General features: G+C 72.0%; 9 protein-coding genes. 7 read left to right on the forward strand and 2 right to left on the reverse strand.

Annotation, left to right across the window (positions count from 1 at the left end):
* The coding region (locus tag DQW06_RS21680) for a sensor histidine kinase (RefSeq protein ID WP_117199200.1) at positions 1 to 1,010 on the reverse strand (1,010 nt) is incomplete at its 3' end.
* Between the two features lie 161 nt (positions 1,011 to 1,171).
* On the opposite strand from DQW06_RS21680, the gene DQW06_RS21685 reads away from it, so the two are divergent.
* Together DQW06_RS21685 and DQW06_RS21690 are read left to right on the forward strand one after the other, a co-directional pair.
* Positions 1,172 to 1,411: a hypothetical protein gene (locus DQW06_RS21685; RefSeq protein ID WP_041552921.1), complete on the forward strand. Its 240-nt coding sequence runs from the start codon at positions 1,172 to 1,174 to the stop codon at positions 1,409 to 1,411.
* A gap of 88 nt (positions 1,412 to 1,499) precedes the next feature.
* Positions 1,500 to 2,312, forward strand: a complete 813-nt coding sequence (locus tag DQW06_RS21690; protein ID WP_013155410.1) for an NAD-dependent epimerase/dehydratase family protein — start codon at positions 1,500 to 1,502, stop codon at positions 2,310 to 2,312.
* Between the two features lie 225 nt (positions 2,313 to 2,537).
* On the opposite strand, the gene DQW06_RS21695 is transcribed toward DQW06_RS21690, so the two are convergent.
* Positions 2,538 to 3,692 (reverse strand): acyl-CoA dehydrogenase family protein, encoded by a 1,155-nt coding sequence (locus DQW06_RS21695; RefSeq protein ID WP_013155409.1) that lies wholly within the window; start codon positions 3,690 to 3,692, stop codon positions 2,538 to 2,540.
* 147 nt (positions 3,693 to 3,839) lie between these two features.
* Between DQW06_RS21695 and DQW06_RS21700 the strand changes: the two genes are divergently transcribed.
* The 5 genes from DQW06_RS21700 to DQW06_RS21720 all read left to right on the forward strand — a co-directional run bounded on the left by DQW06_RS21700 (position 3,840) and on the right by DQW06_RS21720 (position 11,115).
* The gene (locus DQW06_RS21700) at positions 3,840 to 4,598 is read left to right on the forward strand and encodes a TetR/AcrR family transcriptional regulator (protein ID WP_071622931.1); all 759 of its coding nucleotides are present in this window, start codon (positions 3,840 to 3,842) and stop codon (positions 4,596 to 4,598) included.
* A gap of 104 nt (positions 4,599 to 4,702) precedes the next feature.
* Positions 4,703 to 6,328 (forward strand): peptide chain release factor 3, encoded by a 1,626-nt coding sequence (locus tag DQW06_RS21705; protein ID WP_013155407.1) that lies wholly within the window; start codon positions 4,703 to 4,705, stop codon positions 6,326 to 6,328.
* An 807-nt stretch (positions 6,329 to 7,135) separates the two neighbouring features.
* Positions 7,136 to 8,425: a citrate synthase gene (locus DQW06_RS21710; protein WP_117199201.1), complete on the forward strand. Its 1,290-nt coding sequence runs from the start codon at positions 7,136 to 7,138 to the stop codon at positions 8,423 to 8,425.
* A 231-nt stretch (positions 8,426 to 8,656) separates the two neighbouring features.
* Positions 8,657 to 9,508: an HdeD family acid-resistance protein gene (locus DQW06_RS21715; protein ID WP_013155405.1), complete on the forward strand. Its 852-nt coding sequence runs from the start codon at positions 8,657 to 8,659 to the stop codon at positions 9,506 to 9,508.
* A gap of 461 nt (positions 9,509 to 9,969) precedes the next feature.
* Entirely contained in the window at positions 9,970 to 11,115 is a 1,146-nt protein-coding gene (locus DQW06_RS21720; protein WP_197724925.1) for a macrolide family glycosyltransferase, read from the forward strand.
* The last annotated feature ends 47 nt before the right edge of the window (positions 11,116 to 11,162 follow it).

Here is an 11,162-nt window from a genome sequence, read left to right on the forward strand (position 1 = left end):
GGAGGGGCGCCGGGGGAGGGGTCGTTGCCCACCTCCACCAGCAGGCCGTCGCCCGGGGCTCCCCGGACCAGTACGCGCGTGGTGGCGCCCGGGGCGTGCTTGCGCACGTTCGTCAGCCCCTCCTGGACGATCCGGTAGGCGGTGCGCCCGGTGCGCTCGGGGACCGTCCCGGCGCACTCCTGCACGAACTCCACCCGGGTCCCGGCCTCGTCGGCCTCCTCCACCAGCTGCCGCAGGTCGGCCATGGTCGGCTGCGGCAGCTCCCCGACGGGCGCGCGCAGCACGCCGATCACCTCCCGCAGGTCCTGGAGGGCCTGGTGGGCGCTCTCGCGGATCACCTTCGCCGACCGGGCCACCTCCTCGGCGGGGGCGTCGGGCCGGTACTCCAGGGCGCCCGCGTGCACGCTCAGCAGCGACAGCCGGTGCCCGAGCACGTCGTGGATCTCGCGGGCCATGGCCTCGCGGACCTGGTGCTGGGCGTGCTCGGCGCGCAGCTGCGCCTCCGTCTCGGCGTGCAGGGCCCGGTCTCGCAGCGACTCCACCAGCTCGCGCCGGTGCTGGACGGTGAGCCCCCAGCCGGTCACGGCGCCCTGGAGGGCGGCCCCCAGCAGGAGGATCACCAGGAACGGGGCGTGCGGGTCGGGCCACAGCGCGGCGTGCACGAGCGAGGCGCCCACGCTCAGCCCGTACACCGCCAGGCTGGTGCGGGGCGGGCGGCGCACGGCCAGGGAGAACAGGGCGATGAGCATCGCGCCCGAGGCCAGACCGGAGACGGCGGAGTACAGGACGAGCACGACGGCGATCTGGACCGGCCAGCGCCGCCGCCACCACAGCGCCAGGCAGGCCAGCAGGGAGAGGGCCGCGTCGGCGGCCTTGAGCCACACGGGCAGGACCGGTTCCCGGACGGGCAGGTGGGGGAACTCGGCGGCGTTCATCAGTACGGAGAGGAGGGCGATCAGGAAGATGGAGGAGTCCACGATCCAGTCGCGCGCGCCGCACCGCCCGGCCATAGCGTTCATCGCCGTGCAGTCTACGTTCGGGACCGTTCCCGGAGGGCGGGAGCGGGCGGGGCGCGGGACGAGCGCCCTCGGCCGTTCGGCCGACGCGCGCCCGGTCGGGGCTGGACGGTCGGCCGATGCGCCGCGCGCGCCCTGGCTCTAGCGTCGGGGGTATGCGCAAGGTCATCCAGGGCGTCGGCGTCCTGCTCGTCCTCGTCGGTGTCAGCGGCGCCGTCGACCACCTCTGGTACCAGCCGTTCCTGGGTGTGGTCCTCAACTCGTTCAACCGCTTCGTCGTGCCCCGCGTGGCGGCCTTCGAGGGCCACGAGGTGCTCGCCAACCTGGCCGTGGCCGCCGTCGGCGCCGTCCTGGCCCTGGGGATGGAGGCGCGGCGGCCGCGGAGCCGGGCCTGAGGACGGGACCGGTCCGCGCGGGTCCGCGCCGGGCCCGACGCGGCGAGGACGGTTCGCGTCCGGTCCGCGCGTCGGTACCTTGTAGACGATGAGCACTCTGGTCACCGGAGCCACCGGAATGGTGGGCCGCCGCGTCCTCACCCAGCTGAGGAGTCGCGGCCTGCCCGCGACGGGCGCGTCCCGCACCTCGAAGACCCGTCTGGACTGGACCGACACCTCCAACTGGGACGAGATCCTCGACGGCGTCAAGAACGTCCTCGTGGTGACACCGGTCGGGAGCGCGCTGGGCGACCGGGTCGCCGGGTTCCTGGAGAGGGCCGCCGCGGCCGGGGCCGTCAACGCCGTGGTCCTGACCGCCATGGGCAGCGAGTACGCGCCGTCGGACTCCGACCAGCGCGTCGCCGAGCTGCGGGCCAGGGACCTGTTCGGCCGGTGGACCGTGCTGCGGTCCAACTGGCTCTTCCAGGACTTCACCGAGGGGATGTTCGCCGGTCTGGCGCGCTCGCGCAACGGCCGCCTCGAACTGCCGGTCAAGAAGAGGACCGAGGTCAGCTTCGTGGACGCCCGCGACGTGGCCGACGCCGCCGTCGCGGCCCTGCTGGACGACCACAGCGGCAGGGAGTACACGCTCACGGGACCGCAGCCGCTCACCTTCCGCGAGGTGGTCAAGCAGACCCGGGGCACCGAGAGCCCGGTGTGGCGGTTCAAGGCCGTCGACGAGGCGGGCTTCTACTTCCGCGCCGCGGACCGGGGGTGGAACGACCGCTTCATCGACACCCTCAACGAGCGCTTCGCCGCCGCGGTCCGGGGCAGGGCGGCCGAGGTCACCGAGGACGTGCGCGCGGCGCTCGGCCGCGACCCCATCCCGCTGGGCCGCTTCGTCCGCGAGGCCACGCTCTGACCTCCCGCTCCTGAGAGCCGGGCCCCACGCGGCCCCGGCCGCGCGCCGGGCGACCGGCGCGCGGTGGGACGGGGCCCGCGCGCTCCCGGCGGAGCACGGCCGGAACAGCCCGCTTCCGGCGGGCTCGCGCGAGGGCACGGCGCACCGCACGGAAAGACCCCGCCCCACGGCCCGCGTCTCCGCGGAGACCGGCCGTGAGCAGGGTCTTCCCGTGTTCCCGGGCCTCTACTTGAGCAGCTGGCGGGCCATCACCATGCGCTGGATCTGGTTGGTGCCCTCGTAGATCTGGGTGATCTTGGCGTCGCGCATCATGCGCTCCAGGGGGAAGTCCTTCACGTAGCCCGCGCCGCCCAGGAGCTGCACGGCGTCGGTGGTGATCTCCATGGCGGCGTCGGAGGCGAAGCACTTGGCGGCGGCGCCGTAGAACGGCAGGTCGTCGTCGCCGCGCTCGGACTTGGCGGCGGCCACGTAGACCATCTGCCGCGCGGTCTCCAGCTTCATCGCCATGTCGGCGAGCATGAACTGCACGCCCTGGAAGTCGGCGATGTGCCTGCCGAACTGCTTGCGCTCCTTGACGTAGGCCACCGCCTGGTCCAGCGCGCCCTGCGCGATGCCGACGGCCTGCGCGCCGATGGTGACGCGGGTGTGGTCCAGGGTGCGCAGCGCGATCTTGAGGCCCTCGCCCGGGGCGCCGACGATGCGGTCGCCGGGGACGCGCACGTTGTCGAAGAACAGCTCGCGGGTGGGGGAGCCCTTGATGCCGAGCTTGCGCTCGGGCTCGCCCAGCGTGAAGCCCTCGTCGTCGGCGTGCAGCACGAAGGCGGAGACGTTGCGGCCGCGCGCGCCCTCGGGGTCGGTCACCGCCAGCACCGTGTAGTACTTGCTGACCCCGGCGTTGGTGATCCAGGACTTCTGGCCGTTGAGGATCCAGCCGTCGCCGTCGGCGACGGCCTGGGTGCGCATGCTCGCGGTGTCGGAACCGGCCTCGCGCTCGGACAGGCCGTAGGAGAACATCGCCTCGCCGCTGGCCACCTCGGGCAGGTAGCGCCGCTTGACCTCCTCGGAGGCGCCCAGGATCAGCGGCATGGTGCCGAGCTTGTTGACGGCGGGGATCAGGGAGGAGGAGGCGCACACGCGGGCGACCTCCTCGATGACGATGCAGGTGGCCAGGGCGTCGGCGCCCACACCGTCGTACTCCTCGGCGATGTGCGGGGCGTGGAAGTCCGTGGCCACCAGCGCGTCGAGGGCGTCCTGGGGGAAGGCGCTCCTCTCGTCCACCTCCGCCGCGTGCGGGGCGATCTTGTCCTCGGCGACGGAGCGTACGGCCTCGCGCAGCTCCTCGTGCTCCTCGGTGGTCCTGAACAGGTCGAAGTCGCTCATCTGCATTCCTCCCCTGGCGGCGGTCCCGGGAGATGGCACCGCGTGCCATTCGTTGGCATCCAGTGCCAGGATAGGGGGTGGAAGGGATGAAGTACACAGATGGGGGCGCACAGCCCTCCCAGACACCGGACGAAGGGGGTGCGGCCCATGGAGAACTCGGGAGGCCGGGGCGGTCAGGCGCGCGGGGACACCCGCGCTGTGGTGCTGGCCGCGGTGCGGCTGTTCACCGGGGACGGCTTCGAGGCCACGACGATGGACCAGATCGCCGCGGCCACGGGCGTGAGCCGACGCAGCCTGTTCCGCCGCTTCGGCTCGAAGGAGGACATCCTCTTCGCCGAGCACGACGAGTTGTTCGCCACGGTCGAGGGCTTCCTGGAGGCCTCCCCGGACGACCCGCTGACGTCGGTCCTCTCCGCCACCCGGCTGGTGCTCCAGGGGTACCTGGGCGATCCGGAGATCACCGTGCCCCGCTACCGCCTGGTCCGCGCCCACGCCCGCCTGCGCGACCGGGAGGTGGCGATGACCGCCCGCTACCAGGCCGCCTTCAGCCGCTACCTGGCGCGGCGCGGGGGAGGCGCTGACCGCTCGCTGGCCGCCGGGGTGGTGGCGGCGTCGCTCATCGCGGCGCACAACCACGTCCTGCGCGGGTGGCTGCGCGGCCCGGAACAGGACGTCCGAGAGGTGTGGGCGCGCTTCGACGAGGCCATGGAGTTCGTCCGCCGGGCCGCCGAGCCGATGCTGCGCACCGCGCCGGAGCCTCGGCGCGACCGGGTGCTCGTGGCGGTCTACCCCGGTGGCACCGGCCGTGAGGAGCTGCTCCGCCGTGTCGCCGAGGCCGTCCGGGAGTCCGAGGGGCCCGAGGGACCGGAGAGGGTGGAAGGGGCCGAGGGACCCGCGAAGGCGTAGGGAGTCCAAGGGGCCGGGCCCGCGCGGTCGGGGCGGCGCTCCGACGAGCGTAGGCTGGTGGGCCGGGAAACGGGTAGTCACACGAGGCGGATCGGACAGCGGAAATGAGCGTGGACACGGCGGGCGCCACCAAGCAGGAGTCTGAGGTCGTACGCGAGGCCTCCCGGCGGCGGACGTTCGCGGTGATCTCCCACCCCGACGCCGGAAAGTCCACCCTGACCGAGGCCCTGGCGCTGCACGCCGCCGCGATCTCCTCGGCGGGCGCCGTGCACGGCAAGGGCGACCGCAAGGGCGTGACCTCGGACTGGATGGAGATGGAGCAGGACCGCGGCATCTCCATCACCTCCGCCGCGCTGCGCATCGACTACGACGACCGGGTACTCAACCTGGTGGACACCCCCGGCCACGCCGACTTCTCCGAGGACACCTACCGGGTGCTGTCCGCGGTGGACTGCGCGATCATGCTGCTGGACTCGGCCAAGGGCCTGGAGCCGCAGACGCTCAAGCTCTTCGACGTGTGCCGGGCCCGGAAGATGCCGGTCATCACCTTCGTCAACAAGTGGGACCGCCCCGGCCGCGAGCCCCTGGAGCTGCTGGACGAGATCGAGCAGCGCATCGGGCTGCGCCCCACCCCGATGAACTGGCCGGTGGGCATCGCCGGGGACTTCCGCGGCCTCATCGACCGCCGCGAGGGCGTCTACACCAAGATGTCGCGCACCCCGGGAGGGGCCCACAAGGCCATCGAGGAGGTGCTGGAGCCCGAGCGCGCCGCCGAGGTGGAGGCCGACGCCTGGGTCCAGGCCCAGGAGGAGATCGAGCTGCTGGAGGCGCTGGGCGCCGACTTCGACGCCGAGTCCTTCCTGGCGGGGGAGTCCTCCCCGGTGCTCTTCGGCGCCGCGCTGCCCAACTTCGGGGTCGGTCAGCTGCTGGAGGCCGTGGTGGGCCTGGCCCCGGCCCCCGGGCCCAAGGAGGACGACCGCGAGCGCCCGCGCGCCGTGGCCGACCCGTTCTCGGGCCAGGTGTTCAAGATGCAGGCCAACATGGACAAGAACCACCGGGACCGGATGGCCTTCGTGCGCATCAGCTCGGGCCGCTTCGACCGCGGCATGGTGCTCACCCACGCGCCCACGGGGCGTCCGTTCGCCACCAAGTACACCCAGGCGGTGTTCGGATCCGACCGCACCACCATCGAGACGGCCTACCCCGGAGACGTGATCGCGCTGGTCAACGCCCAGGCGCTGGCCGTGGGCGACACCCTCTACGACGGCCCCAAGGTGTCCTACCCGCCGATCCCGAGCTTCGCCCCCGAGCACTTCGTGGTGGCGCGGGCCAAGGACGCGAGCAAGTACAAGCAGTTCCAGCGCGGCATCGCCCAGATGGACGCCGAGGGCGTGGTGCAGGTGCTGTCCTCGGACGTGCGCGGTGAGCAGGCGCCGGTGCTCGCGGCGGTGGGCCCCCTCCAGTTCGACGTGGTCAAGCACCGCATGGAGCACGAGTTCCGGGCCCCGATCGAGGCCTCGCCGCTGGACTACTCCGTGGCGCGGCGCACCGACGCCGAGTCGGCTCCCGCCCTGCACGCCCTGTCGGGCGCGGAGGTGCTGCGGCGACGGGGCGACGGCGAGCTTCTGGTGCTGGTGCACAACAAGTGGCGTCTGAGGGTGATCGAGCGCGACCACCCGACGCTGTTCATGGAGCCGTTGCTGGCCGGAGGCGTCGACGAGGCCGAGTGAGGCCCCGGGCGGCGAGACCCCCCGGCCGCGCCGCGGCCCGGACCGGTTCCTTCGGTCCGGGCCGCCGCCCTTTACGGCAAAGCGCGCCCGGGCCGTTTACCCCGGGTGAATATCGGTTACCCGCTGTCGTTGCCGGGGTCCGGATCCCGGGGAAATTGGGCGCTTCGCGGAACGCCTCCCGGAGGGCGTCCCGGCGGTGCGGAGGAGCTGTGCGCCCGCCGGGTGTGAACTCCCGTGGCGCACGCACAGTCCGTTGCCACGACGGGCCCGCTTCGCCGCGGTCGGCGGGGTCGCCGTGATCCCCGGGGCCCAGGCAGAGGCCAAGATCACCAGCGCGCGGGCACCCCGCCTCAGGCCCCGTGAACAGCGCGAAGGTACCCTGAGGGAAGGCCACTAGGGCGTGTTCGGACACCCGGCCGCACCGAGCTTCGTCCGGCTCTGTCCACTTCTGTGAAGGACAGGCCGAAGGGGGAGGGTTCGGGCGGATGTCGGACCGCCCAGGGGACCGGTACAAGGAGGCAGCGGGGCGCCGGGAGGACCTCCCGGTTCCGTCTGCGACGTCTCAGGGCGATCACGAAGTAATCGACGGCTGGCAAAGTTTGTAAATCTTCACCTGGCGGTAATTCAGTGCGCGTGTGGGTATGTGTTGCATGTCACCTGTTCGTGAATCGGTGAAACTTATATGCTTTTGCTTAACTGTCGTTTAACAAAACAGAACAATAACGAGTGAAGCAGGAACGTGGCGGCGGACCGCCCCGCGTATGACGCACCTCACGTATCCCCCGCCTGGAAAGGTTGACCTCGGGCATGAGCGAAGACGACAAAGAGCGCACGGTGGAGCTCCACTACGAGGGCGGCGTGCTGAAGCTGCCGGTGTTCACCGGTACCGAGGGTGAGCGCACCATCGAGCTGAAGACCCTGCTGGGGTCGACGGGGATGACGACCCTGGACCCGGGGTTCGGCAACACCGCTTCGTGTAGCTCGGAGATCACCTACATCGACGGGGCCTCCGGGATCCTGCGCTATCGCGGGTACCCGATCGAGGACCTCGCCGTGGGCGCGACCTTCATCGAGGTCGCCTACCTGGTGATCTACGGCGAGCTGCCCGACGCGGACCAGCTCAAGGAGTTCGCCGACAAGCTGCGCGACAACGCCGACATCCCGGCCGACATGGGCGCGCTCATCGACGCGATGCCCCGCAACGGCCACCCCATGTCCCTCATGGCCAGCGCCGTGAACACCCTCGCCGCCTACTACGACGACAGCGTCGACCCCGGCGACGAGGACCAGGTGGAGCTCGCCACGATCCGGCTGTTGGCCAAGCTGCCGACGATCGCGGCCCGCATCTACCGCAACTCGATCGGCGAGAAGCCGATCGGCCCGGACAGCTCGCTCGACTACGTCGACAACTTCATCCGGATGACCTTCGGCGACGTCCACGCCGACAGCGAGCTGGGCGACCTGTTCAACCAGGCCGTCGGTATGCTGCTGGTGCTGCACGCCGACCACGAGCTCAACTGCTCCACCGCCACCGTACGCGTCGTCGGCTCCTCGAAGGCCGACATCTACGCCAGCGTGGCCTCGGGCATCAACGCCCTCTCCGGCCCGTCCCACGGCGGCGCCAACCAGGCCGTCCTGGAGATGCTGGAGGAGATCCGCGACTCGGGCATCTCCATCGAGGACTTCCTGGAGAAGGTCAAGGCCCGCGAGATGCGCCTCATGGGCTTCGGGCACCGGGTCTACAAGAACTTCGACCCGCGCAGCAAGGAGATCAAGGTTCTGGCCAGCCAGATCCTCGACCGCGACGAGAACCCGGACGAGCTGTTCGCGCTCGCCCTCAAGCTCGAGGCCGCCGCGCTCGCCGACTCCTACTTCACCGAGCGCAAGCTCTACCCGAACGTCGACTTCTACACCGGCGTCATCTACCGCACCATGGGCTTCCCGACCAACATGTTCACCGTGTTGTTCGCCATCGGCCGCCTGCCCGGCTGGATCGCCCACTACCGCGAGCAGCTGCGCGACCCGGCCTTCCGGATCGCGCGCCCGCGCCAGCACTACGTCGGCTCCGCCGAGCGCCGGCTCCCCGGCCAGGGGTAAGCAGGCACACCCCCGGAGCACACAGGAGCGCCCGCCCGCGTCAGACGGGGCGGGCGCTCCCGTGCGTTCTCCACAGCCGTGTCCGCGCTGTTCGGCCCTCCGCACGCCCGGGTATGACCGCTACGGGCTGCCTTTTCCCGCATTTTGCGGATCGCTGTCGTCCGTGTGCGACATCGGGGGAAGGGGCAGGGTGCGGTTACCGGACGGGGCCGTGTGCGGGAGGGGGCGACGATGGTCAGGTACGCGTGGGCCGGTGACCTGCTCGGTGAGCTGAGCCGGAACTGGTGGCTGGTGGTCCTACGGGGGGTCGCCGCGGTCCTCTTCGGTCTGGTCGCGCTGGTCTGGCCGGGCAAGACGCTGGTGGTCCTGGCGATCGTCTTCGGCGTCTACGCGCTGGTCGACGCCGCGGCCCTCGGGTACGCGGCCTACCGCTCGTCGGTCGGCGCCCGGCTGCCGCTGGTCGTCCAGGCGGTCCTCAGCGCCGTCCTGGGGGTGATCGCCCTCTTCTGGCCGGTCGCGGCGATCGTCGCGCTCGTGTTCGTCGTCGGCGTCTGGGCCGTGGTCACGGGTGTGGCCGAGATCGTCACCGCCATCCGCCTGCGGGCGCACATCAGCTCCGAGTGGCTGCTGGTCTTCGTCGGGGCGCTCTCGGTCGTCTTCGGGCTCCTGCTGTGGTTCTGGCCGCTGGAGGGCGCGCAGGCCATCATGTTCGTGATCGCGATGTACGCGGTCATCTTCGGCGCGGTCATGGCCGTGGCCGGGTTCCGTCTCCGGGGCGCGGCCGAGGCCTTCCTGCCCCCGGAGGACTCGCCCGCCTTCGCCGGTCTCGGCGAGCCCGAGGAACCCGAGGAGCCGTACGACCGCGGAACCCGCCCCGGCGACCTCCTGGAGGACCGCGCCGACCGGGCCGACCGCGCCTCCCACGACGACGACCTGGACCGCTGGGGTGAGCGCGACTCCGCGGACCGGGGGGACGATCAGGGCCGGTGGGACGACAGGGACGACCGCGGCGGCTGGGACGACCGGCCGGGCGGCAGACACCGGGCCCCGGGTGACGAGGGCGGCCCCGACGAGCTCCGCTGAGGCCCCTCGGCCCACCGGACGGACGCCGGGTCCCGCGCGGGTACCGGGCGCCGCAGGCGGAACCGCGTCCACGGGGTGGTCGGGCCGGACCCGGTGCGGGCGCGGGCGGGCCGCGCGGCTTCCCGGCGGCCGGGGCGGTTCGGCGCCGGGCCTGTGAGGCGGACGGCGCTGACGGAGACGGCCACGCTAGCCGCCCCAAGGCCACGGGGCGCTTCTCCGGATCCACGGAACCGCGTGGAAAGGAGTGCTTCGCCGGGGCCACGGGACCGCGCCGAAAAGCAGGTGCGCGATCCCTCGACGCCTGGCTACCATGGCGCGCATGCACCTCCAGATCTACGGCTAGCGACAGGCGTCACCGCCGCCGCGGCGCACCCGCCCCGCCACGGGGCCCGGTGCCCTCCGCCCTACCCGTGAACACCCCCGTCTGGAGAAACACCTTGAACCGCCGCGCCCACATCGCCATGGTCGGCACCCCCACCGTGAGCCACGTCCTGCCCAGCCTGGAGGTCATCCGCGAGCTGGTGGACCGGGGCCACCGGGTCACCTACGCCAACGACCCCCTGCTGGCCGACACCATCACCGGCGTCGGGGCCGAACTCGTCCCCTACTCCACCATCCTGCCCACCGGCGACGGCACCTGGCCGGACGACCCGGTCAAGGGCATGGACATCTTCCTGGACGAGGCGATCAACCAGCTGCCCGCCCTGCGCGCCGCCTACGACGGAGACCGTCCCGACCTGTTCCTGTACGACATCTCGGGGTTCGCCGCCCGGGTCCTCTCCGTCAACTGGGACATCCCCTCCGTGCAGCTCTCGCCCACCTACGTGGCCTGGGCCGACTACGAGGACACCGTCCTGAAGTGGCTGCGCGCCCAGCCCGGGGCCGAGGAGCACTACGCCAAGCTCGACGCCTGGCTCGCCGACAACGGCGTCACCGGTCTCGACCACTCCTCCTTCGCCGGGGTGCCGGAGCGGGCGCTGGCGCTGATCCCACGCGAGATGCAGCCCTTCGCCGACACCGTGGCCGAGACGGTGACCTTCGTGGGGCCGTGCCTGGGTGACCGGGCCGACCAGGGCGAATGGACCCGTCCGGCGGACGCCGACAACGTCCTGCTGGTCTCCCTGGGGTCGGCGTTCACCAATCAGCCGGGGTTCTACCGCGCCTGCCTGGAGGCCTTCGGGGACCTGCCCGGCTGGCACGTGGTGCTCCAGATCGGCAAGTACGTGGACCCCGCCGAGCTGGGGGAGGTGCCGGGCAACGTCGAGGTGCACACGTGGGTGCCGCAGCTGGCCGTCCTGCGCCAGGCCGACGCCTTCGTCACCCACGCCGGTATGGGCGGCTCCAGCGAGGGCCTCTACACGGGGGTGCCGATGATCGCCGTCCCGCAGGCCGTCGACCAGTTCGACAACGCCGACCGACTGGTGGAACTCGGCGTCGCCCGGAGGATCGACACCGGGGAGGCCAGCGCGGAGCGGCTGCGCTCGGCCCTGCTGGAGCTGACCGCCGACCCCGGGGTCGCCCGCCGCCTCGCCGAGGTCAGCGCCCGGCTCCAGGCCAGCGGTACCTCCTACGCGGCCGACCTGGTCGAGGCGGAACTGCCCGCCTGAGCCGGGTCCGGCCGACGCCCAGTCCCGGAGGGCTCCCGGCCGGGAGC

This window comes from Nocardiopsis sp. TNDT3 (genome assembly GCF_003427465.1).
Classification (GTDB): domain Bacteria; phylum Actinomycetota; class Actinomycetes; order Streptosporangiales; family Streptosporangiaceae; genus Nocardiopsis; species Nocardiopsis dassonvillei.